The 25,163-nt window shown below is 31.4% G+C and carries 18 protein-coding genes; all 18 read left to right on the forward strand.

Going from position 1 to position 25,163, the window contains the following annotated elements:
• The first annotated feature begins 2 nt into the window (after nucleotides 1-2).
• Nucleotides 3-875, forward strand: coding sequence for a hypothetical protein (locus tag HW275_RS08690; RefSeq protein ID WP_178936147.1), 873 nt, complete (start codon nucleotides 3-5; stop codon nucleotides 873-875).
• Nucleotides 876-1,155: 280 nt separating this feature from the next.
• Nucleotides 1,156-2,019 carry an adenosylmethionine decarboxylase gene (gene speD / locus HW275_RS08695; protein ID WP_178936148.1) on the forward strand — a complete coding sequence of 288 codons (864 nt, stop codon included), beginning with the start codon at nucleotides 1,156-1,158 and terminating at the stop codon, nucleotides 2,017-2,019.
• Nucleotides 2,020-2,643: 624 nt separating this feature from the next.
• On the forward strand, nucleotides 2,644-4,107 hold the full coding sequence (locus HW275_RS08700) for an aminotransferase class I/II-fold pyridoxal phosphate-dependent enzyme (protein WP_178936149.1): 1,464 nt from the start codon (nucleotides 2,644-2,646) through the stop codon (nucleotides 4,105-4,107).
• 82 nt (nucleotides 4,108-4,189) lie between these two features.
• Nucleotides 4,190-4,720 (forward strand): glycoside hydrolase family 108 protein, encoded by a 531-nt coding sequence (locus tag HW275_RS08705; RefSeq protein WP_178936150.1) that lies wholly within the window; start codon nucleotides 4,190-4,192, stop codon nucleotides 4,718-4,720.
• A 161-nt stretch (nucleotides 4,721-4,881) separates the two neighbouring features.
• Entirely contained in the window at nucleotides 4,882-5,724 is an 843-nt protein-coding gene (gene speE / locus HW275_RS08710; RefSeq protein WP_178936151.1) for a polyamine aminopropyltransferase, read from the forward strand.
• Nucleotides 5,725-5,754: 30 nt separating this feature from the next.
• Nucleotides 5,755-6,606 carry an agmatinase gene (gene speB, locus HW275_RS08715; protein WP_178936152.1) on the forward strand — a complete coding sequence of 284 codons (852 nt, stop codon included), beginning with the start codon at nucleotides 5,755-5,757 and terminating at the stop codon, nucleotides 6,604-6,606.
• A 41-nt stretch (nucleotides 6,607-6,647) separates the two neighbouring features.
• A complete protein-coding gene (locus tag HW275_RS08720) occupies nucleotides 6,648-8,345 on the forward strand; it encodes an AAA family ATPase (protein ID WP_178936153.1) in 1,698 nt (565 codons plus the stop codon).
• Between the two features lie 316 nt (nucleotides 8,346-8,661).
• On the forward strand, nucleotides 8,662-11,265 hold the full coding sequence (locus HW275_RS08725; RefSeq protein WP_178936154.1) for a DUF2339 domain-containing protein: 2,604 nt from the start codon (nucleotides 8,662-8,664) through the stop codon (nucleotides 11,263-11,265).
• On the forward strand, nucleotides 11,249-12,421 hold the full coding sequence (locus tag HW275_RS08730; protein WP_178936155.1) for a hypothetical protein: 1,173 nt from the start codon (nucleotides 11,249-11,251) through the stop codon (nucleotides 12,419-12,421). The genes HW275_RS08725 and HW275_RS08730 overlap by 17 nt, the downstream gene beginning before the upstream one ends.
• 16 nt (nucleotides 12,422-12,437) lie before the next feature.
• The gene (locus HW275_RS08735; RefSeq protein ID WP_178936156.1) at nucleotides 12,438-13,004 is read left to right on the forward strand and encodes a LemA family protein; all 567 of its coding nucleotides are present in this window, start codon (nucleotides 12,438-12,440) and stop codon (nucleotides 13,002-13,004) included.
• Nucleotides 13,005-13,038: 34 nt separating this feature from the next.
• Nucleotides 13,039-14,991 (forward strand): DUF2207 domain-containing protein, encoded by a 1,953-nt coding sequence (locus HW275_RS08740; RefSeq protein WP_178936157.1) that lies wholly within the window; start codon nucleotides 13,039-13,041, stop codon nucleotides 14,989-14,991.
• Nucleotides 14,992-15,082: 91 nt separating this feature from the next.
• Nucleotides 15,083-16,978 carry a DUF2207 domain-containing protein gene (locus HW275_RS08745; protein ID WP_178936158.1) on the forward strand — a complete coding sequence of 632 codons (1,896 nt, stop codon included), beginning with the start codon at nucleotides 15,083-15,085 and terminating at the stop codon, nucleotides 16,976-16,978.
• Nucleotides 16,979-17,213: 235 nt separating this feature from the next.
• Nucleotides 17,214-18,860 carry an AAA family ATPase gene (locus HW275_RS08750; protein ID WP_178936159.1) on the forward strand — a complete coding sequence of 549 codons (1,647 nt, stop codon included), beginning with the start codon at nucleotides 17,214-17,216 and terminating at the stop codon, nucleotides 18,858-18,860.
• Between the two features lie 107 nt (nucleotides 18,861-18,967).
• Nucleotides 18,968-19,225 (forward strand): SemiSWEET family transporter, encoded by a 258-nt coding sequence (locus HW275_RS08755; RefSeq protein WP_026748257.1) that lies wholly within the window; start codon nucleotides 18,968-18,970, stop codon nucleotides 19,223-19,225.
• Between the two features lie 191 nt (nucleotides 19,226-19,416).
• Nucleotides 19,417-22,062 carry a valine--tRNA ligase gene (locus HW275_RS08760; RefSeq protein WP_178936160.1) on the forward strand — a complete coding sequence of 882 codons (2,646 nt, stop codon included), beginning with the start codon at nucleotides 19,417-19,419 and terminating at the stop codon, nucleotides 22,060-22,062.
• Nucleotides 22,063-22,493: 431 nt separating this feature from the next.
• The gene (locus tag HW275_RS08765) at nucleotides 22,494-22,919 is read left to right on the forward strand and encodes an NfeD family protein (protein ID WP_178936161.1); all 426 of its coding nucleotides are present in this window, start codon (nucleotides 22,494-22,496) and stop codon (nucleotides 22,917-22,919) included.
• Between the two features lie 35 nt (nucleotides 22,920-22,954).
• Nucleotides 22,955-23,869 (forward strand): SPFH domain-containing protein, encoded by a 915-nt coding sequence (locus tag HW275_RS08770; protein ID WP_178936162.1) that lies wholly within the window; start codon nucleotides 22,955-22,957, stop codon nucleotides 23,867-23,869.
• A gap of 577 nt (nucleotides 23,870-24,446) precedes the next feature.
• Complete coding sequence (locus HW275_RS08775; protein ID WP_178936163.1) at nucleotides 24,447-25,142, forward strand: N-acetylmannosamine-6-phosphate 2-epimerase; 696 nt, start codon at nucleotides 24,447-24,449, stop codon at nucleotides 25,140-25,142.
• The last annotated feature ends 21 nt before the right edge of the window (nucleotides 25,143-25,163 follow it).

A 25,163-nucleotide genomic window follows, 5' to 3' on the forward strand; every position in this document is an offset into this window, starting at 1 on the left:
AAATGGAATTAATTTTAGAAGAAGATATTGTATATAAAACGAGAATAAACGACTTTGGCGTGGAACCTGTCAACAAACGGATTATAACGACTGGAGAAAAGCTGATTTATTTTAACAAAAATAAATTTGAAAAGGAAAGTGGCGGGAAAGTAAAAAACTGTGAAATTATAAAATATATAAAGGAAAAAAACCAGTTATTTGTTTCAAGCATATTTTTTGTTTCTACTCCGAATGGAAAAGTATACAAGTGTGACGGAAATAAAAAGAGAATAGTAGAACTTGTATTCGATATAAGCAATGCTATAAAAGTAATGAACTTTATAACGAGCGGCAGGATTGTCTATATTGAAAAAAACTACCTTTTTTCTTATGATGTCGATACAGAGGAACTTATTTCCACAAGGCTTACAAGATCTAGGAAAAATGGAAATTATAAAATTTTCACAAGCGGAGAAAACGTTATAATCAAGTTCAGGGAAGACTATAAACATATAAACACCATAAGCATTTTTGAAAATAAATTAAAAAAAATATTTGAAGTAAAAACTGAAAATAATCATACCTATTCAAAAATAGTAGGGCTTCAATATTTCGCAGGTACAGAAGATGGAGAAATAGAAATATGGAACATTCTAGATCAGGAGCTTTACAATTCAATAAAAATTTCCAACAAAAAAATAACGTACATTGAAGAATTCGAAGGCAAATATTTTATTGGTCTGGAAAACGGAGAATTGGTAATTACAGACGGGAAATTCAATATTTTAAAACAGGAAAAAATATTGAAGGAAAGAATTGTGAAAATTTGTGTGATTGAAGATGAGATTTATGTAATGGGGTGCGAGAACAGGATAGTGAAGTATAGGATGGTTTAAAATATTTTAATTTAATCGCAGTTATTAATTTAGCTGTGATTTTTTTTTGGATTTAAATTTTTTTGAAAATTCATTTTGTAATTTTAATTGTAAAAATTGTGTATAAATGTTATAATTTGGCGAAAAAATAAGTCAAAAAAATAGAAAAAAATATGGAAGAAATAAATAAATTTTTAAGACTGAAGTAATAATGCCTTAAAATCTAACTAAATGACAGGGTTATTTAATTTTTAAAAGGGTTTTAAGTATAGTGTGAAGGAACGGGAGAGGAAGTGAAGAGATGAATGAGTCGGAAAATAATAAAATTAAGTTGTATGGATTTAATAATTTGACAAAAACGTTGAGTTTCAATATTTATGATATTTGCTATGCGGAAACAGAGAGGGAGCAGAAGGACTACATTGCGTATATAGATGAGCAGTATAATTCGGAAAGGCTTACGAAAATACTTATTCGTGTAGCAGAAATGATCGGGGCGCAAGTTTTAAATATTTCAAAGCAGGATTATGAACCGCAGGGAGCTTCTGTAAATGTTTTGATTGCAGAAGAAAGAATAAATCCAGAAAATATTGATAAATCTTGTAATAGAGGAGAGCCATTTTTTAAAGAGATAGGGATGGATAAACACAGCATGAAAAAGACAAGTGCAAGTCAGGACACTGATACAGTTCACGCTCATTTGGATAAGAGCCATATAACGGTGCATACTTTTCCAGAATACCATCCAGATAATTCAATTTCGACTTTCAGAGTGGATATTGACATTGCAACTTGCGGGGAAATTTCACCATTAAATACACTAAATTATCTGATAGACAGCTTTGATTCGGATATAATTACGATTGATTACAGAATACGTGGATTTACAAGAGATATTTCAGGAAAGAAATTTTTTACAGATCACAACATAACTTCAATTCAGGACTATATTGATCCTGAAAAGCTGAAAATATACGATGCTATTGATGTAAATGTATATCAGTCAAATATTTTTCATACAAAAATGCTTATAAAGGAAATTGAGCTGAAAAATTATCTTTTTAATCAGGATGTCTATGAAATTGCACCAAAAAAAAGGCTGGAAATTACAGACAGACTTAGGAAGGAAATGATAGAAATTTATAGCGGAATGAATATCTATTAAAATCATTCTACACTTAAATTAAATATCAAAAAAAATATTTTTTATATTTTGGTTTCTAAAGTATTTTGATTAATAATAGTTTTTTTTCTTATTTTTATTTATATTAATTTTTTTAAAGCAGAGGTATCAAACGCCATACCTCTGCACTCCCGCTTCTCGAATTTCAATTTTACAGCAAAAGACAAAACTCGCTTTTAACAAAAGTTATTTTAATTTCATAAGGTTGTTATTTAATTTAAATATAACAGAAAAGCTCAAACATGTTGTCTTTTACTGAAAAATTAAAATCTCGGAAATTTATAAAAAATTTTTTATTATATTCATGAAAATAATAAGTAAAATAATTATTATAATTGAATCAGAAATGTCGTGATTTTTTGGAAATAAAAATTACTGTTTGAGCGAAGCGAGTTTAATTTTTGTTTTCAAAAAATGCTTAGACGAGCGGGGATTGCAAAGGGGATGGCGATTGTTCCCCTTTGCTTTAATAAAAAGAAAAAATATATAAATTATAAAAAAATAGTTACTAATCAAAATGTAAATGTAACTTGTCTAAATGTTTAATAAAAAATTTGGGGATTTAAAATTATGAATAAATAAAAAAATATGGAAGGAGTTGAAGAAATGGGGAAAAATATAAATAGAAATAAACAGAATAAGACTGTTCTTTTTGATGCGTTAAAAAATCATCTTTCCAACAGGGTTGTGAGATTTGATGTGCCAGGGCATAAGGGAGGTCGTGGAAATAAGGAATTTCGAGATTTTATTGGGCTGGATGCAATGCAGATGGATGTTAATTCGATGAAGCCGCTTGATAATTTATGCCATCCGACTTCGGTTATTAAAGAGGCGCAGGATATAGCAGCGGAGGCTTTTGGGGCAAAAGAGGCTTATTTTATGGTAAGTGGGACGACTGGGGCTGTGCAGGCTATGATTATGGCGACTTGCAAGGCTGGGGATAAAATCATTATTCCAAGAAATGTGCATAGAAGTGCCATTAATGCGATGGTAATTTGTGGAGCAATTCCAGTTTATATCAATCCTGGACTTAACAAAAAATTGGGAATATCACTTGGGATGTCAATTAATGATGTAAAAAAGGCAATTCAGGGCAATCCTGATGCAAAAGCAATATTAGTGAATAATCCCACTTATTATGGAATTTGTTCGGATTTGAAATCCATTGTAAAACTGGCACACGAGAATGATATGCTTGTGTTAGTTGATGAGGCACATGGGGCACATTTTTATTTTGATGAAAATTTACCAATTTCAGCGATGGAAGCTGGAGCAGATATGGCGGCAATCAGTATGCATAAGACAGGTGGTTCTCTTACACAAAGTTCAATTTTACTAAGTGGAGATCGGATAAATGCTGATTATGTACGGCAAGTTATAAACTTGACTCAAACTACGAGTGCATCGTATTTACTTATGACTTCACTTGATGTGGCAAGAAAAAATTTGGCAATAAATGGAAGAGAACTTTTTGAAAAGACGGTTAAATTTGCGGAATATGCCAGAAATGAAATTAATAAATTAGGTGGATATTATGCGTATGGGAAGGAACTGATTGACGGGGATTCAGTTTATGACTTTGATACGACAAAATTATCTGTGTATACAAAGGATATTGGGCTTGCGGGAATTGAAGTTTATGATATTTTGCGGGATGATTATGAAATTCAGATTGAATTTGGAGATTTAGGAAATATCTTGGCTATAATTTCGGCGGGGGACAGAGGCTTGGAAATAGAGAGACTAATATCTTCGCTTGCAGAAATTAAACGGCTTTACTCAAAAGATTCAACAGGAATGTTTGATCACGAATATATAAATCCTGATGTTGTGCTTCCACCGCAAAAAGCCTTTTACTCAGAAAAGGAAATGATTCCCATAAAGGAAAGTGCTGGTAAAATAAGTGGGGAATTTGTTATGGCTTATCCGCCAGGAATACCGATATTAGCACCAGGGGAGCGAATTACAGAGGAAATTATAAGTTATATTGAATATGCGAAAGAAAAGGGTTGTTTGCTTACGGGAACTGAAGATATGCATGTTGAAAAGATAAATGTTGTTTTGGAGTGAAAATTTTGAATATGAAAAGCGCAGACAGTGTCTGCGGAATTCCACTTAAAATAGATAAAATAAATGAAAGAAGGAAATAAAAATGGCTGATAGTAGATTTTTGAAATTTTTTAATTATATTTTGCTAGTTGAAGGAAGCTACTCTAATGATAAGAATGATAAGGGTGGAGAAACTAAATATGGCATTACTAAGGAACGAGCCAGAGAATGTGGATACAAAGGTAGTATGAAAGATTTGACAAAAGCAATGGCACAGAAAATTTATGAGGAAAAATATTATAAGGCTAGAAAATTGGATAAAGTGAAAAATGATAAAGTGGCACTCAGCATATTTGATTTTTCGGTAAATGCTGGAAGATATGGAATTAAGAAAGCACAGGAAGCTGTGAATAAAGTTTATGGTAAAAATATTGTGAGCGTGGATGGGGCGATTGGGCCTCAGACATTGAAATACTTAAATGAAGTTAATTCAGCTAAATTTTTGGCTGTTTATCATAGTTTGCAGCGTGAATACTATAAATCTCTTGCTAAAAGGGATGCTACTCAGAATGATTTTTTGACAGGATGGTTAAATAGGGTTAAGGTTAAGGAAAATTATTTGAGAAATGTATAATTTAAGGTAAAAAAATAGAATAAAATTATAAACAATAGAAAATTTGAGAAATTTATAAAAAAAACTTCAAAGAAAAAAACATTGAAATAAAATACTAGATATTTTTTATTGTAAGATTTTTATAAAAAAATAGGTAATATAAATCGAAAGGAGTGTAGCAGATGGAATTATGGTACACAGAAGAACATACAAAAAATGTTCGATTTTCTATAAAGGTTGATAAGCAATTGGTTAGTGCGAAAAGTGATTTTCAGCGGATTGATATTTTTGAGTCGCCAGAGTTTGGGCGGTTTTTGACATTGGATGGATTTATGATGCTGACAGAAAAGGATGAGTTTATTTACCATGAAATGATAACTCACGTTCCTATGGCTGTAAATCCGAAGGCTAAGAAAATATTGGTGATTGGTGCTGGAGATGGCGGTACTGTCCGTGAGCTTGTAAAGTATGGACATATTGAGAGAATTGATATGGTGGAAATTGACAAGATGGTTGTTGATCTTTGCCGTGAATATTTGCCTAGGACAGCGAATAAACTGGATGACGAAAGGGTTCATATTTATTATGAGGATGGATTGAAATTTGTACGTTCCAAGACAAATGAATATGATATTGTAATTGTGGATTCGACAGATCCATTCGGGCCTGGAGAAGATTTATTCACAAGGGAATTTTATGGAAATTGCTTTAACGCATTAAAAGAAGACGGAATTCTTGTAAATCAGCACGAAAGCCCATATTATGAGGCAGATGCTAAAGCAACAGCAAGAGCAAACAAACAGTTAAGGGCGGTTTTCCCATTTGCAACAGTTTATCAGTTACATATACCAACATATCCATCAGGACATTGGTTGTTCGGATTTGCTTCAAAAAAATATAATCCTGTGAAAGATTTGAAGGCTGATGAATGGAATAAATTTGGGATAGAAACGAGATATTATAATACGGAATTGCATAAAGGGGCGTTTGCATTGCCAAATTATGTTAAAAATTTAATAAAATAATTAGAATAAAAAACGAGAAGGAGAGTTTATATGAAAAATAAAAATGTACATACATTTATAGGGTGCGACAATGAATATAATGAGAGCAAAATTGCTATTTTTGGAGCTCCATTTGACAGTACAACTTCATTTAGGCCGGGGACTAGATTTGCTTCGGCGGTTATGAGAAATGAGAGTTTTGGGATAGAAACTTATAGCCCTTATCAAGATAAGGATTTGGAGGATATTAAGGTTTTTGATGGAGGAGATTTGGAGCTTTCGTTTGGAAATTCAGAAAGTACGTTGCAGGATATTCAGGATGAAACGGCGAAAATTTTGAAAGATGGGAAAATTCCGTTTATGATTGGTGGAGAGCATTCTGTTACATTGGGAGCTGTAAGAGCGGTTGCTGAGAAATATCCAGATTTGCACATTATCCAGTTTGATGCACATACAGACTTGAGAGATGAGTATTTAGGGCAGTATTATTCACATGCTTCTGTAATTAGAAGATGTTGGGACATTGTTGGAGATGACAGAATTTTTCAGTTTGGAATAAGAAGTGGCGAAAGAGATGAATGGAAATTTGCAAAGGAACATCTTCATACAACAAAATTTAATTTTGATGGACTTGATGAAGCTGTGGAAAGATTGAAGGGGAAACCTGTGTATTTTACATTGGACCTAGATGTACTTGATCCATCGGAATTTCCTGGAACTGGAACACCTGAAGCTGGAGGAGTTACTTTTGTGGAACTTCATGAGGCAATAGAAAAAATTTCACAATTAAATATTGTAGGGCTTGACATGAATGAATTATCGCCTGTATACGATCAGTCTGGGCAATCTACGGCATTAGCTTGCAAACTGCTTAGAGAAATTTTGCTGTTTATTTATAAATAGTCTAGTTTGGTACTGACCAAGTAAAAAGGGAGGAATGTTAAATGAAGAAAAAACTGCCAATAGGAATATCAGATTTTAAAAAAATAATAGACGGAAATTACTATTATTTTGATAAAACAGAATTGATAAAAAGCATTATAGGAGAACCTGGCGAAGTTAAGCTGTTTACACGTCCGAGAAGATTTGGAAAAACACTTAATATGTCGATGATAAAATATTTTTTTGATATAGAAAATAAAGATAAAAATAAAAAGCTGTTTGAGAATTTAAAAATTTCTGAAAATGAGTATTTTGAAAAGCAGGGAACCGCTCCAGTTATTTCGATTTCATTTAGGAATTATGATGAAAGTAACTGGGAAAATGGGTTTGAGATGATAAAAAATACAATTTCAGATCTATATGATGAATTTGAATTTGTAAAGGAAAATTTAAGTGCGAGAAAAAAAGAAAAATATGATTCGATTTTATTTAACAGAGCAACTGAAGCAACATGGAAATTATCCTTGCTGGATTTAACAAAATATCTATATGAATATTATGGACAAAAAGTGGTAGTGCTAATAGACGAGTATGATCAGCCGATAATTGATTCATACGTGAAAGGCTATTATCAAGAAGCAATTAGCTTTTTTAAAACATTTTATGGAGTTGTCCTAAAGGATAATAATTATCTGGAAATGGGAATTATGACAGGGATTTTAAGAGTTGCAAAGGAAAATATATTTTCTGGATTGAATAATCTAAGAGTTCATACAATTCTGGACAATAGATTTACAGAATATTTTGGGATTACAGAAAGTGAAGTTAAGCAGGCTTTAAAGGATTTTGATTTAGAATTTGAACTTAAAGATGTCCAACGTTGGTACAATGGATATTTGTTTGGAGATATAAAAGTTTATAATCCGTGGTCGATTATTAATTTTCTGAATGATGAAAAATTAAAGCCGTACTGGGTAAATACGAGTGGAAATGAATTGATAAAATTATATTTAAAAAAACTGAAAAATGAGATTTTTGATGATTTTTCAAAACTTTTGAATAAAAAATCTATTTTAAGAAGAATAGATGAGAATATGACTTTTGCAGACTTGGAAGCAAATTATGAAGAAAATATATGGAATTTGTTTTTTCACAGCGGTTATTTGACATTGGCAGAAGAAGTTCAGGATGATGAGGAACAAGTTTATTTGAAAATTCCGAATGAAGAAATATTAAAAATGTTTTCAAAAATGTTTATAGAAGTATATTTTGAGAATTATAACAGCTTTTATAATATGGTGTATTCCTTGAAAAATGGAGATATTGAAACTTTTAAGAAGGAATTAAGAAAAATTTTATTGGAAAATGTTGGAATATTTGATGTAAGTGGAGTTTATAAAGAGCAGTTCTATCATGGCTTAATGCTTGGAATAATTTTGATTCTGAAAAATGAATATGAGATAACTTCAAATAATTTTTCTGGGAAAGGCAGATATGATTTGATTTTGAAGCCTAAAAATCTGGAAAAAAGAAAAGAAGGGATTATTTTGGAATTGAAGGTTGTAAATGCAATGGAAAATTTGAGGGAAGATAAAATTTTTGAAAAATTGGAGAATGAGTGTGATACTGCATTACAGCAGATTGAAGAGAAAGAATATGCTTCTGTATTAAAAAATTCTGGAGTTGAGAATGTATTGAAAATTGGGATAGCATTTTTTGGAAAAGAAGTAGCAGTTAAATTTGATAGAAATTACAGTTAATACTAAATCCAATTTATATTAAACTTCGTTTAAATAAGAATTTGTTACGAACTTTTACGCAAGATAAGGATTTACAGCAATGAGTAATCCTACGAAAATAAAAAATATAATAATAAAATAGTAAAAACTGTTATTAAACAAAATAATCTAATACAGAATCTCATTAGAAAATAGAAAATATTCTTATAATAGTTGAAAATTTATTAAATATTCACTATTTAAATAGGGAATAGTATAAAATTATAAATTATTTTGCAAATTAAAAATACATTTCATAGATTGTATAATATATTGCGAGTTTTGAGGTGGTTTTACAATGATTGACAAACTAAAAGAATTAGAGAATCTTGAGAATAAGTATAAGGAAATTGGGAGAATAAATTCGGAGATAGAATCAATAATTACAAATATAAAAAATGAGGCTGGAATAAGCAGGGAAAAGGAACTTTTGGAAGAGAATGAAAGGCTGGCAAAGGATTTAAAGGTATTTCATGAAAAGATGAAAGTTAGGGAAGAAGAAATTGGAAGGCTTAAAAATAGTAATGCAGTGCTTATTGAGGAATTGAAGGAAGCTAAAAAGGTTAGGAGAAATGGTGAGATTGATAAGTTTCAGAATATTTTGGCTGAGAAGATGAATGTGGAATTGGAAAGTGGAGTGACTAGAAGGCTTTCTAATTATGCAGAGGAAATGAAGAGAAAAGTCAAAATGCTGGAAAGAAATCTTTCTTGTGAATTTTCAGATGAAGCTGATTCATTAAGAGATGAACTCAAAAAAATTAATGGGAAAATTGGTGATTTTTTAGAGAAAAGTAATAGGAAAACTTTTGAAAATAAGGTATTTCTCCAAGAGGAATCTTCGGTTTTTCATAATAAGATAAAAGAAGAAACGGCTTTGAAAGAAGGGGAATTTCTTTTTGAAAGAGAGAAAAAAAGATTTGTATTTGAAAAACTTATTGGTTTGAAGGGTTTTAACTTTTTAGGGATAATATCAATCTTTTTGGGAGTTTTTTTAGTATTTCGGACACAGTTTGCAAAAATTCTGACAAATAATTATGTAAAAAGTTCGGCATCGTATTTGCTTGGGATGTTTTTTCTTTTTGCTGGAGAAAAATTTTATCAGAAAAATAAAAAGCATTTTGCAGTTGGGCTGATTGGCGGTGGAATTGGGATTCTTTATTTGACTACGCTTCTTTCTACGCTTTATCTCAAACTTTATCCAATGACAGCGGGACTTTTTATATCGGTAATACTGACAGGGCTGGTTGTGATTCTTTCATTGCGATATGATAGCCAGATAATTGGAGTATTGTCGCTGATTGGTGGATATTTGCCTTACGGAGCATATATTTGGGTGAATAAGAGCAATGTCCAGATTTATTACGTTTTGGCATATTCTTTGATTTTGCAGGGAATTGTGCTTGGAGTTTCTTGGAAAAAGGACTGGATATACAGCAAGATTTTTGGATTTGTTACGGGTGTAGTGAATATGACGGGGCTAGTTTATTATTTAAATTACAGCATTCATGACAAAATTACGGCATTTTTCTACATCGTAATTTTTACAACGGCATACAGTTTCATTTTCCTAAATTCTCACAAAAAAGAAAATCGTCAAAGCAACGTAATCGACTATATATTTCTAAGTTTAAATCTAATCATAAAATTTTCATTGATTTACAGCTTGTTTGACAAGACAACGCCAAGCTGGCTAAAAGCCGTATTAGTTGGAACAGTTGGAGTAATTTATGGATTTTTTGGCGACAGACTCAAGGACAACAAAGTTGCAAAAATCTTTTATATCGTAGCATTAGGAAGTTTTATCCTAATTATTCCGTTAATTGTGCCAGAAAAATTTGTTGTGGTTGCCTGGGGTGCTGAAACTGCACTATTATATTTCTTTTATAGAAAATATAAAAACAAAGAAATGCGATATGGAACAATTGCGATTTATCTAGTTTCGCTGGTAAGTAATTTAATTGTGCGGGAAGAAAAATACTTGCTTGTGTATATTCAGGATTTGATGATAATATCTTTTTCATTTATACTTTATTTTATGATTAAGCAGAAAAGTTACAAAAAAGAAGTACGGGTTTTAAATGGAATATTTAAATATCTGATTTTTGTTTATTCAATATTTTTTATAAATAAAGTTGTTTTTAATGTTGTTACTTCATTTGAAACGATAAATTATGGTAAAGATGTATTGTTTGGTGTATTATTTTCACTTTTTATTTTAAGAACGGTAACGTATAAAATAAAGAAATTGCAGGACAGTTTTAGCTTGAGATTTTTAGTAATAATTGAAATAATTTATTTGTTATTTATAAATATGTTTAATTGTGTAAAATATATTTTTGGAAGCGGAGAATGGGTAGAAGAAAATTTGTATTCAAGATATCCGCCAATAAACTTTCAGATATATCTAATTTTGCTAGTTTTTGTAAATATATATTTATTTATGGTTTCAAAAAATGATATTCATTTATGCTTTTTCAAAAAAAATGAGAAAAAACCATTGTGGATACTCGGAGAATCAATATATTTTCTTTTTGTAGCAAATATTATTTTACGAATATACGAACAGTCAAATATGCTGTTTTTAGGAGCTGGACTAGCTTTGGATATAGTTGGACTGCTATTATGTGGATATTTAGTCTGGAAAGGGTTTAAAGTGCCAAATAGAAATGTTAGAAGAATTGGGCTTGGAATAGGAATATTTTTTGTGGCAAAAAGTTTTTTATGGGATTTCTTACGATTTGATAATTCCTATAAGTTGATTGCTTACTTTAGTATGGGGGCTATTTTGATTGGAACTTCCTATATTTATCAGACAGCTTTGAAGAAATTGGAGCAGGAAGTGAAAGAGAGTTTGAGGGATAAGGATTTTGGAAAAGGTGAGAAAGATGAAGAAAATAAATAAAATAATATTGTTTTTATTTTTAATAACAGTTATTCAACTTTTTTCCAGCCAGTATTTTAAAACTATAAAAATAACAGGAAAGTCGGCATACAAGCAATTTTTTTTGACAGAGGATATTTATGAGAACAGTAAAAATAATCTTGGAGATATACGGATAATTGATAAGAATGGGAAAGAAGTTCCTTATGTTATCGAAACTGGAAAAGAGCAGGAAAAGCACAGCGAAAAAGTTGTGGCAAGGGCAAAAATAGATGAAGTGTTGACGAAAAAGGATAAAATGGAATTTATTGTGAAATTTAATTCCGACAGTTCGTTAAAGGATATAATTGGAAACAGGCTTGCGCTGATTTCTTCCAAAAATTTTTACACCGAATATATTTTGTTTGGAAGTAATAACGGTACAGATTGGGAACAGATAACTTCGGGAGAAATTTATAAGACACCTGATAAGTCAAACTTGACAATAGAATTTTCAGAAAAAAGATATGAATTTTATAAAGTTGTAACGCCTTTAGATAAAGGAAATATCTTTAGTGAAGCAATTTTGAAATTGTCAAATAATGAGGCTGGAAAACTTAAAACTGTAGGGACAAAATTGGATTATAAAGTTGAGCAGGAAGGGAAAAGTACAATTCTGAAAATCAAGAGCAAGTTTTTGCCGTTAAAAAATATTGTTCTGGATGTGGAAGATGAATTTCAGAGAAATTATGCTGTGAGAAGCGGAGATGATTTTTATGCGGAAGGGATAATTTCTAAAGTTGGAGAAAAGTCAAATTTGATGATAAATTTAGAAAATGTGCCAAAATTGTCTGAAATAATCGTTGAAATAAGGAATGGAGATAATTCACCGCTCAAAATAAAAGGGGTAACAGGAAATTATGTTCCAGACAGAATTGTGTTTAGGGCTACAGAAGGGGAAGATTATAAAATAACCTTTGGAGATGAAAGTTTAGATAAGCCTGAGTACGATATTGCAGAATTTGTCGATTCAATAAAGGAACGGGATGAAGTTTTGGTAGGAAAATTGGAAAAAGCAGATGGAAAGAAAGTTTCAAAGCCAAGGGATTACACGGTTTATTATAATGTTTTTATAGGAGCTGTTGTGGTAATATTAATTGGATTTATGTTAAATAAAATAAATAAAAATAAAAAATAGAAGAGGAGAATGAATTATGAATATTGTGTTTGTTTTTATAGGAATTTTGGTAATTTTGGTTCTGATGGCAATGGGGATTTACAATAAATATATCAAATTGAAGAATTTGAATGAGGAAGGTTGGAGTGGAATAGGTGTTTATTTGCAAAAAAGACTGGATTTGATACCTAATCTTGTGAATACAGTTAAAGGGTATGCGACACATGAAAAGGAAACTCTGGAAAATGTGGTAAAATTGAGAAGTCAGATGATGTCAATTGATACAAAGGATATTGATAATATTGAAAAAATTCAAAAACTTGAAAATGAAATGACAAAAACATTAAGATCAATAATGATGTTACAGGAAAATTACCCAGACTTGAAGGCAAATGAAAACTTTTTGAACTTACAATCTCAATTGACTCAAATAGAAACAGAAATTCAAAGTTCAAGAAAATATTACAATGGAACAGCAAGAGACAGAAATACTTTTGTGGAAACTTTTCCAAATAATATTTTTGGAGGAATTTTTGGATTTAAAAAAGCTGAGTTCTTTAATGCTGTGGAAGAGGCGGAAAAAGTTCCAGAAGTTAAATTTTAATTTGTTTAAATGGATTTTTAGAAGGGGGATTGTTATGAAAAGTTTTAACAAACAAAAATTAAACAGTATTTTTTCAATAATTTTTGTATTTTTCACGTTATTTTTCTTAAATACAAAATCGTTAATTGCTGAAAAAATAACAAATTATGACGTTACAGTTCAGATAAATAAAAATGGGACTTTGACAGTAAATGAAGTAATTGACTATGAATTTGACGGTGCGGCAAAGCATGGAATTTATAGGGATATTCCGTTACGTTCAAAGAAAAATGGGGTAGATATTTACAAATGTTACATAAAAATGAATTCGATAAAGAGAAATGGGCTTTCAGAAGAGTATTCAACGAAAAATTTTAATGAAGGAGTAAGATACAGAGTAGGTTCTGCAGACAGATTTGTGGAAAATGGCGTAAACAGATATGAGTTTAACTATGTGATATATAACGCAGTATTTGAAAAAGATGGAATTTATCAGGTATATTTTAATGCGATTGGGCAGTTTTGGAAAGTTCCTATTGAAAAAGCCACAGTGAATATAAAATTTGGAAATGGGAAGCCTGTGACAGAAAATGAAATTAATAAACTAGATATTTTTACAGGTGAATACGGTCAAAATGGAAAAGATTATATTGAAAATTTGAATAATGGAACTATTGAAATTAAAACAAACAAGGTTTTACAATCATATAACGGATTAAGTTTCCGTTTAAATTTAAAGACGAATAATATAAGTCCAACATTTTTAGATAAACTTCAGACACTTTATTATGCTCACCCTTTACTTGCTGCAGGGCCTGTTATAATAATATTTCTAGCAATTTATGGCTTTGTAACATGGTATATATTTGGAAGAGATGTGGGTAAAAAGGCAATTGTTCCTGAATTTAACATACCTAAGGATATTTCAGCCATGTATGCGGCGTACATTAAAGGCGTAAGGGAACCTAAGGAAATATTGACAATTGGAGTGCTCTCTTTACTTTCTAAAGGTTATGTTGAAGCTGACGACAAAAAAGGCGATGGGAAAAATGTAAAATATACATTGTCTGACAGTAAAAGAAGCAAGCCTAAATTAGCAGAGGAAGAAAAGATAGTCTTTAATGCGCTTTCTGATACAGGAAACATATTCAAAAATGAAAAAAGCCTTTATAAAGCTTCAAATAAAATATTGAAATTGTTTGAAAACGAATATAAAAGGAAAGTTTACAGGGATAACAGTATTTTTAATGTTGCATTTATTATCGGTATAGTCATAGTTTTTATAATTTCGACAAATGCAAATAGTGGAACAGAAGGCTTAGCTGACAACAATTTTGAAGTGGCTTATTTAGTTATGATTGGCTGTGTTTTTGGAATAATTTTAAACAGAGTATTTTTAGTTTTAAAGAATATTTATGGAAGTAAAAGTACGTTTTTAAAAGTTGTTAAGTGGCTAGTAGTATTATTTATGTCAGCAATATATGGAGTTTTAAATTTCATTGTAATTGGCATAATTATGGCAATGTACACTATTTATTCAAAAGTAATTGGAAGATATACAGCTGACGGGATGAGAAAAAAAGAATATCTGGATGGAATGAAAATGTACATAAAGACTGCCGAAGCTAATCAAATTATGAAATTTAATGATGTAGACGAGCTAGTAGCCTATTTTAAAGGGATACTACCGTATGCAGTAGCTCTTGGAGTAAAAAATGAAGCGATAAAACTTATGAAGAATACAATAAAGCTCTATAATTTTGATGAAAGCACATATTCTTATATAAATAGAGGAGTGCATTTCAATACATACGATAGTTTTATTTTGGCAAATACAGTTTCAAGAGTATACAATAATGCGTATAATAAAATAAGAGAAGAAAGATTTAGTACCTTGAGGAATGATTCTGGAAGTTCAAGTGGAAGTGGTTTTGGCGGCGGAGGCTTCTCAAGTGGAGGCGGTTTCTCTGGCGGAGGTTCCGGCGGGGGAGGTGGAGGAAGCTGGTAGAAATATCAGCTTTTTCCGATTTCTAACCAAATTTTATGTGTTTGTTATTAAAGGGGTTTGAGAATAACTTAAAAATAAGGATAGATGAAATATGACATGTTTTCAAAATAAAAAAATTTCAATATTATTTGTATTTCTAATGGTATTTTTATTAAATTCGAGCAGGCTTGCTGCAGTAATATTGCATAGTGAAAAAATAAGAAATTATGAAGTTACAGTGCAAATTAATAGAAATGGGACGCTGACTGTAAATGAAGTGATTGATTACCAGTTTGGCGAAGAGCCTAAGCACGGAATTTATAGAGATATTCCTCTGCGCTCAAAAATAGGCGGATTTGATGTCCATAAGTCTTTTGTGAAAATGAATTGGATAAAAAGGGACGGAGAGGACGAAGAGTACACGAAAAATCATTTCTATGAAGGGATAAGGTACAGAATAGGTTCCAAAACAAAGCTTGTAAATTTGGACAGGATTGGGAGTAGATATGAGCTGAATTACGATATTTATAATGCTGTGTTTGAAAAGGATGGAATTTATCAGATTTACTACAATGCAATTGGACAGTTCTGGAATGTTCCGATTGAAGAGGCAAACGTTACTATAAGGTTTCCTGATGGACAGGAAATCAAAAAAAATGAAATTGAAAAATTGGAAGTTTATACTGGAAGTTATGGAGAAAAAGGCGAAAATTACGGCGTTTCAGAAAATAACGGGGAAATAAATATTGGAACTAGAGAATTGGAGGCTAATAATGGACTTACATTTATGCTAAATTTAAAAACAGATAAGATAAGTCCGACTTTGGCAGATAAGCTGCAAATTGTATATCTTTCCAATCCTGCAGTAATAATTTTGCCATTTTTGTTATTATTTCTTACAATTTATTCAATCATAACGTGGAATCTTTTTGGAAGGGATCCGCAAGGAAAATCTATAATTCCAGAATTTAATTTGCCGAAAGACATTTCTCCGATGTTTGCAGCATATATAAATGGTGAAAGGGACATAGCGGAAATATTAAATGCAGGAATATTTACATTACTGTCAAAAGGTTTTATAGTAGCCAAAAAAATTAATGGTGAAATTAAATATAACAAGGAATCTAAGACAGTGTATACACAGAAAACAGAACTGTCGGAAGAGGAAAGAATGCTATTTGATGCTCTTTCTTCAAAAAAGAATAATATTTTTGATAATGAAAAACAGCTTTATAATACTGGAAATAGTATTATTAAAATTTTGAAGGAAAAATATCATAGATTAATTTATAAAAACAATGGCAGTTTTTTAGTTCCATTTTATTTTGCAATTCCTATTTTTATGATTTTTATATTTTCACAGACAAATTTTGAGATTTTCAATCCTTTTATAATATTGTATGTATTTATAGCGTTAGGATCATTTTTTCATAGAATTTGGATAACTGTTAGTAAAAAACTGTTAACAGGACTAATAATTATAGCGATTTTAGGTATATCTTTTTATCAGGGAATTGAGATTTTTGTTTTTGTAACATATTTTGTAGCATTATTTATTATTTATGCAAAATTAATTGGAAAATATACAAATGAAGGGCTGAGAAAAAAAGAATACCTGAAAGGTATGAAAATGTATATAAAAACAGCGGAAGAGAATCAGATAAGAAAATTTGACAATGTAAAGGAATTAATCGAATATTTTAATGGAATTTTGCCTTTTGCAGTAGCGCTTGGAGTAAAAAATGAGACAATAAAATTAATGAAAAAAACAATAAAATTATATAACTTTGATATAAATGAATCTTATATAAATAGCCACACTCATATGTATGCTTATAGTAACTACAGTTTTACGAACGCATTTTCAAGAAGTTACAGTAGTGGAAAATCGCAAATAATGAGTGAAAAATTTAGTTCATCCAAGAGTGGCTCAGGCGGAGGCGGCTTCTTTAGTGGAGGCGGTTTCTCTGGCGGAGGTTCCGGCGGGGGAGGTGGAGGAAGCTGGTAGAAATACTGGCTTTTTTCTTATTGTAAAGTAATCTTTTTTAGTTTATAATATTGGTAGAAAATATTAATTTTAAAAATTTATGTAGCAATCCTGGTTTAAAATAAAGGTAGAAGAGTCGTATCTATAGCAAATACGTTGTTTTTTACATATTTTTACTCCAAATTTTAAGTGGATTGACTATGATAACAAATATTATTAAATTAAAAAAATATGAAGAAAGGAAAGGGGATGAAAAATGGAAAATAAAAAGCGATTACCAATAGGAATATCTGATTTTAAAAGAATAATAGAAGAAAGTTACTATTATGTTGATAAAACAGGATTGATTAGCAGCATTTTAAAAGATGGAGCAAATGTAAATCTATTCACTCGTCCAAGAAGATTTGGGAAAACGCTTAATATGTCGATGTTAAGATATTTTTTTGATTTTGAAAATAGGGAAGAAAATAAAAAATTATTTGACAATCTTAATATCTCAGAAAGTGAATATGCAAGTGAACAGGGGAAATATCCAGTAATATTCGTGAGTTTCAAGAATATTGAGGAAAATGAGTGGGAAGACTGCTATTTTGAAATAAAAAACTTGATAAATAAATTGTATAATGACTTTGAATTTATAAGAAAAAACTTGAATCAGAGTGAATTAATGGAATTTGACAAGATATGGCTGAAACAGAAAGAGGCAGATTGGAAAAATTCTTTAAAAATTTTGACAAAATATCTGTATGATTATTATGGGAAAAAGAAAGTTGTCGTTTTGATTGATGAATACGATACTCCGATAATTCAGTCATATCAGGCAGGGTACTATAAAAAGGCAATTTCGTTTTTCAAAAGATTTTATGGGGAAGCCTTGAAGGATAATGAATATTTGCAATTTGGTATTATGACAGGAATTTTACGGATTGCAAAAGAGGGAATTTTTTCAGGGCTTAACAATTTGAAAGTAAATACAATATTTAGTGAAAAATATTCTGAGTTTTTTGGACTTACAGAAAATGAAGTCATAAGAGCTGTGAAATATTATGAGCTTGAATATGAACTGGAGGAAGTTAAGAAATGGTATGACGGGTATCAGTTTGGAGATAGTGAAATCTATAATCCTTGGTCGATTATTAATTTTTTGTCAGCTGGGCAATTACGTCCTTACTGGATTGGTGTTTCAGGGAATAAATTGATAGATGAAATGCTTGATGAAGGGAATAAGGAAATATTTGATGATTTGGGGAAATTATTTAATAAGGAAAAAATTTATAAGGAAATAAATGATTATTCTGAATTTACTTTTGATATGGATGATATATGGCAATTATTTCTGTATGCGGGCTATTTGACGATTGGTGGGGAAAAAGTAGATAATGAGTATCCTATAAGGATACCAAATAACGAAATACTGGAGTTTTTTGAGAACAGGTTTATTGCCAGATTTATTAGAAAAACTCAAAAATTTACAAATATTATAAAAGACTTGAAAAAGGGGGAAATAGAAGAATTTGCAAAAGGGCTTCAAGATGAGATATTATCGTCGCTAAGTTATTTTGATACAGATAAGGACGAGAAATATTACAAAGTATTTTTAATAGGGATTTTCATAGTTCTGGGAAATGACTATATCAGGCTTTCTGAAAGGGAAAGTGGTTATGGAAGGGCTGATTTGGTACTTGAGCCTAAAAATAAGGGAAATCCAGCATATATTTTTGAATTTAAAGTGGCAGGTAATGAAGAGGAAATGGAAAATTATGCAAAAGAAGGATTTGAGCAGATAAAAGAGAAGGAATATGATATAGAGCTGAAAAATCGTGGAGTTAAGGAAATTATCCACATTGGGCTTGGATTTTACCGGAAGAAATTAAGAATGAAGCATGAGAAGATAAGTTTTTGATTTGTAGTTAAGGTAAAAAAATTTTAATTTAAGTATTGATTTTCTAAAATTTTGTGATATACTAAATCATACAAGTTAATTGAACTTAAAAGAAGGGAGAGAACAAAATGAGTGAAAAAAATTTAAAAATTTTAGGATGGCTTGGAACATTACTTTCTGTAATAATGTATGTGTCTTATGTTCCACAAATAATGGGAAATTTGCATGGAAATAAAACATTTTTCCTGCAGCCGCTGGCAGCGACGATTAACTGTACAATATGGACAAGTTACGGACTTTTAAAAGAAAAAAAGGACTATCCCTTGTCAGCAGCAAACTTGCCGGGAGTAATCTTTGGTCTGCTTGCAACAATTACAGCATTTTAAATAGTTTAATTTTAAAGATTTATTGTAAAAAGTTCATTTGAATGATGATTAGTCATTTTAGTGAGCTTTTTTTGTTAATTTTTTTATAAAAGTAGAAAAAAAGTCAGCTTTGTGATAAAATATACAATATAATTTATGAAATGAAAAAAATTAAATAAAAATATATATAATTAAAACAGGAGGAAAAAATAATGCCAAATGAACTGAACAAAGTTTATTCACCAAATGAGATAGAAGACAAATGGTATAAAATATGGGAAGAAAAAGGATATTTTAATGCACAGCACAATGCAGAAAAGCCAGGATATTCAATTGCGATTCCGCCACCAAATGTTACAGGAATTCTGCATATGGGGCATATGCTTAATAACTCGATACAGGATGCGATTATTAGATATAAAAGAATGAGCGGGTTTGATACGCTTTGGATTCCAGGGATGGATCATGCTGGAATTGCTACGCAAAATAAGGTTGAGAGAATGCTGGCTGATGAAGGGACTTCTAAAGAGGAAATTGGATATGATGAGTTTTTGAGAAGAACTTGGGAATGGAAGGAAAAACATGGCGGGCTGATTACAAAGCAGCTTAGAAAATTGGGAGTCTCACTAGACTGGTCAAGAGAAAGATTTACTATGGATGAAGGGCTTTCAGAAGCTGTAAAGGAAGTGTTCATCAAGCTTTACAATGACGGGCTCATTTATCGTGGAGAATACATTGTAAACTGGTGTCCGCATGACAAAACAGCACTTGCTGATGACGAGGTAAATCATGAGGATAAAAATGGAAAAATCTGGGAAATTAGATACCCAATCAAGGATAGTGACGAGGAATTGATAATTGCAACAACTCGTCCTGAAACAATGCTCGGAGATACAGGAGTTGCAGTGAATCCAAATGATGAAAGATACAAGCACTTAATTGGAAAAACTGTCATTTTGCCGCTTATGAACAGGGAAATTCCAATTGTGGCAGATGAATATGTGGATATGGAATTTGGAACTGGGGTAGTTAAAATGACTCCGTCACACGATCCTAACGACTTTGAAGTGGCAAAAAGAACTGGACTTGCATTTTTAAATATTTTTACAGAAGATGCACATGTAAATGAAAATGGTGGGAAATATCAGGGGCTAGAAAGATTTGCGGCTAGAAAGGCGATACTTGCCGATTTGGAAGAGCAGGGACTGCTAGTTGGAGTAAAAGATCATAAAAATGCTGTGGGGCATTGCTACAGATGTAATTCAGTTATTGAGCCAAGAGTTTCTACACAATGGTTTGTAAAAATGGAGCCGCTTGCAAAAAGAGCTCTGGAAGTTGTAAAAAATGGAAAAATTCAAATTACGCCGAAAAGATGGGAAAAAGTTTATTATAACTGGTTGGAAAACATAAGGGACTGGACAATTTCACGTCAAATCTGGTGGGGGCATAGAATACCTGCCTATTATTCAGAAGACGGAACAGTTTTTGTGGCAAAGAGCCTAGAAGAGGCAAAAGCGCAGGCACGTGAAAAATTTGGAAAAGATGTGAACTTGACGGAAGAAACGGATGTGCTTGATACTTGGTTTTCATCAGCATTGTGGCCGTTTTCAACATTGGGCTGGCCAAACGAAACTGAGGACTTGAAAAAATTTTTTCCAACAGATGCACTTGTTACAGGGGCGGACATATTATTCTTCTGGGTAGCAAGAATGATAATGATGAGCCTTTACATAAAAGATGAAATTCCATTTAATTATGTTTATTTGCACGGAATTATAAGAGATGAAAAAGGTAGAAAGATGAGTAAATCTCTAGGAAATTCACCTGATCCACTTGACTTAATAGCAAAATACGGTGCAGATGCAATAAGATTCAGCTTTTTATACAATACTTCACAAGGGCAGGACATCCATTTTTCAGAAAAACTGCTTGAAATGGGTTCAGCTTTTGCAAATAAAGTGTGGAATGCGTCAAGATTTGTGTTGTCAAATCTGGAAGATTTTGATATTTCAACAACTGTGGATAACTTGGAGTTTAAGTTGGAAGATAAATGGATTTTATCCAAATTACAGACTGCTTCAAAATTAATTAATGAAAATATGGAAAAATACGAATTGGACGCTGCTGCAAAATTGGCCTATGAATTTTTCAGAGGGGATTTCTGTGACTGGTATGTGGAAATTGCCAAAACACGTGTCTATGGACAGGAAGGCAGCGATAAAGTTGTGGCACAGTGGGTTTTAAGACACGTTCTTGACAAAGGGCTGAAAATGCTACATCCGTTTATGCCATTTATTACTGAGGAAATTTGGCAAAAATTGCAGACTGGCGAAGAAACAATTATGTTATCAGACTTTCCAAAAGAAGAAAAAGAGTTTGTAAATATTGAAGCTGAAAAGGAATTTGACTATCTGAAGGAAATTATTTCAGCAATTAGAAATATTCGTGGAGAAGCAAATGTGTCGCCATCTAAGAAAATTGAAGTTATTTTCAAGACAGCCGATGAAAATGCAAGGAATATTTTACAAAATAATGCCAAAATATTAGATAAACTGGCAAATGTTGAAAAATATGAATTTAATGTGGAAATTCCAAAACTTGTTGGATTTAGACTAGTTGACACAACTGAGATTTATGTTCCACTGGCAGAATTAATTGACTTGGACAAGGAAATTGAAAAATTGGAGAAAAACATTGAAAAAACTCAAGTTGAACTGGATAAGGTAGTAAAAAAATTATCTAATGAAAATTTTGTAAACAAGGCGAAACCTGAAGCTGTGGAAAAAGAAAGAAGAATAAAGGAGGAGCTTGAAAATAAAATTGCCAAGTTTAGGGAATCAATGAATTTGTATAGATAATATTAAAATTTAAATTATAAAAAAGTTTAGTGAATAAAAAAATTTGCAAAATTAAAATTATGTTGTAAAATATATTAAGTAAAATAAATTTAAAATGGAGGAAATATGAAAAAGTTGCTAATATTGGTTTTGCTGGCTTTAGCTTTGTGTGCGTGCGTATCAGCCAATGTAGGTGTTGGATCGGGCGGAGTGCACGGTGGAGTTGGAGTGTATTTTTAAATTCCAAGCCGTTTAAATAAAAAAATTTTGAAAAAGAGGTGAGAAGTAAAATGAAAAAATTGGCTATTTTAGCTGTAATTTTATTTGCGATGACAGCTTGCAGCAGTACAGGTACGGGAAAAGGAACAAATTCGATTAATGTCGGCGTAGGTTTTTCAGGACTTTAGGATTTTGCAGTTAAAGTTTTATAAGATAAAAAAGGAGAGAGAAAAATGGGAGCATTATTTTGGGCAATTTTGTCAGGAACAGCAGCAATTCTGGAAATAATTATTCCGGGACTTGTAACAATCTGGTTTGCACTTTCAGCTTTAATTGTAATGTTTCTTGCAAATTTTATAGAAGATTCACTAATACAGTTTTTAATATTTGCTGTACTTACGATAATTTTCCTAATTTTTACACGTCCAGTCTTGAGAAGATACATTGAATTACAAAGAAAGACAAATTTTGATGCGAGCATGAAAGGGACTGATGTAAAAATTGAAAAGGTAGTGGATACTAAAAAGACTGAAAAGGAATATGAAGTAAAATTCAAAGGCTCCATTTGGACAGGTGTAAGCGATGAAATATTGTCAAATGGGGAAATAGTTAAAATTAAAGGCTTTAAGGGCAACAAGATAATTTTGGAAAGAAAATAATAACTTTAAAATAAAAAATAGGAGGTAATATTATTATGTTTTGGACTCTACCATTGATAGTTGTTCTAATTGTGATTGCATTAATTTACATTTTTAAATCAGTGAAGATTGTGCCAGAATCACGTGTACTTATTATTGAAAAATTGGGGAAATATGACAGATCCCTAAGTTCAGGGCTTAGCTTTCTGAATCCGTTTTTTGACAGAGTTGCAAGAAGTGTATCGTTAAAGGAACAAGTTGTGGATTTTCCGCCTCAGCCTGTTATTACAAAGGATAACGCCACAATGCAAATTGATACAGTTGTCTATTTTCAGATAACTGATCCAAAGCTGTACACTTATGGAGTGGAACGTCCACTTTCAGCAATTGAAAATTTGACAGCAACAACCTTGAGAAATATTATTGGAGATATGACAGTCGATCAGACATTGACTTCAAGAGATATTATCAACACAAAAATGCGTCAAGAATTGGATGATGCCACAGATCCTTGGGGAATAAAAGTAAATCGTGTGGAATTAAAAAGTATCTTGCCACCAGCTGATATTCGTGTAGCAATGGAAAAGGAAATGAAGGCAGAACGTGAAAAAAGGGCAAACATTCTGGAAGCACAAGCAAAAAGAGAAGCGGCAATCTTGGTTGCAGAAGGAGAAAAACAGGCTGCAATTTTAAGAGCAGAAGCTAAAAAAGAACAGCAGATAAAAGAAGCAGAAGGACGTGCGGAAGCAATCCTATCAATTCAAAAAGCACAAGCGGAAGCATTAAAATTATTAAATGAAGCTGCACCGACAAAAGCAGTATTGTCACTAAAAGGAATGGAAACATTTGAAAAAGTGGCAGACGGAAAATCAACAAAAATCATTATTCCAAGCGAGCTGCAAAATCTGGCTGGAATGGTTACAGCATTTTCGGAACTTGCTAAAAAAGATAAAGATGTGGAACAAAAATAGATTATATGGGACTGGACGAGATGTTCAGTCTTTTTTTTTGAAAATTTTTAATAGAAATGCAATAAAACTAAGAGGTAAAAATAGCTAATACTAACCCCATTTAAATAACGGATTTATTATAAACTAATCCGTCGGAGCATTTTTCTGTGCTGGCAAAACTGTTTGAGCATAGCGAGTTTTTTGTCAGTGCAGAAAAATGTCGTAGACTAGCCATAGGTTGTAGGATTTGCGGCAATGAGCAATCCTACGAAAACAAAAAAGAAAAAACATAGTAATATGAAAAAATATTTATTAATCAAAATATCTAAAAAATAATAAAAAACAATTTAATTGAATAATTATGAATTAACTATTAAACAACCCTATTATAAAAATTTATTCTAATTTTTAAACGGGGTTTAGTATAATTTGTTATTTTTATTTCAATTTTTAAGTAGATTGACTATAATTTAAAAAAGATTAAAATAAATTTTTTTTATAATAAAAAATTACCCCTCTTTTCTATTGACAAATTGAAAAAATGGGGTAACATAGGAATGTAAGAAACATTAATTGAAAGGTAAAAAAAGGTGTAATTATGAGTAAAGAAAAATTATTGGAAAAATTAAAAGGGAAACTGATTGTTTCATGTCAGGCATTACCGGGAGAGCCTCTTTATATAGAAAATGGGACTATAATGCATCTTATGGCTAATGCAGCGGCACAGGCTGGAGCAGCTGGAATAAGAACTAATGGAGTAAGAGATATTGAAGAAATTAAAAAAAATTTAGATTTACCTGTTATAGGACTAATCAAAAAACAATATGAAGGATTTCCTCAGCATATAACTGTAACGATGAAGGAAATAGATGATTTAGTAAAAGCTAAAGCTGATATAATTGCACTGGACTGTACAATGAGAGAACGTCCTGAAGCAAAAACAATAAATGAATTTATAAAAAAAATCAAGGAAAAATATCCTGATGTGCTATTAATGGCAGATATTTCAACGTTTGAAGAAGGAGTAAATGCTGAGAAAGTGGGTGTAGATTTCGTAGGAACAACGCTTAGTGGATATACTCCCTACAGTAAAAAATCAGAAGGTCCTGACTTTGAATTAGTAGAAAATCTTGCTAAAACGCTTCATATTCCAGTAATAGCCGAAGGGAAAATACATGAGCCAAAACAGGCGAAAAAAATGCTGGAATTAGGTGCGTTTGCAGTAGTTGTCGGGGGTGCGATAACTAGGCCTCTTGAGATTGCTCAGAGATTTGTTAGGGAAATGGAGAAATAAATTTTAATTTATAATAAAATA

The sequence above is a fragment of the Leptotrichia sp. oral taxon 223 genome (assembly GCF_013394795.1).
GTDB lineage: Bacteria > Fusobacteriota > Fusobacteriia > Fusobacteriales > Leptotrichiaceae > Leptotrichia.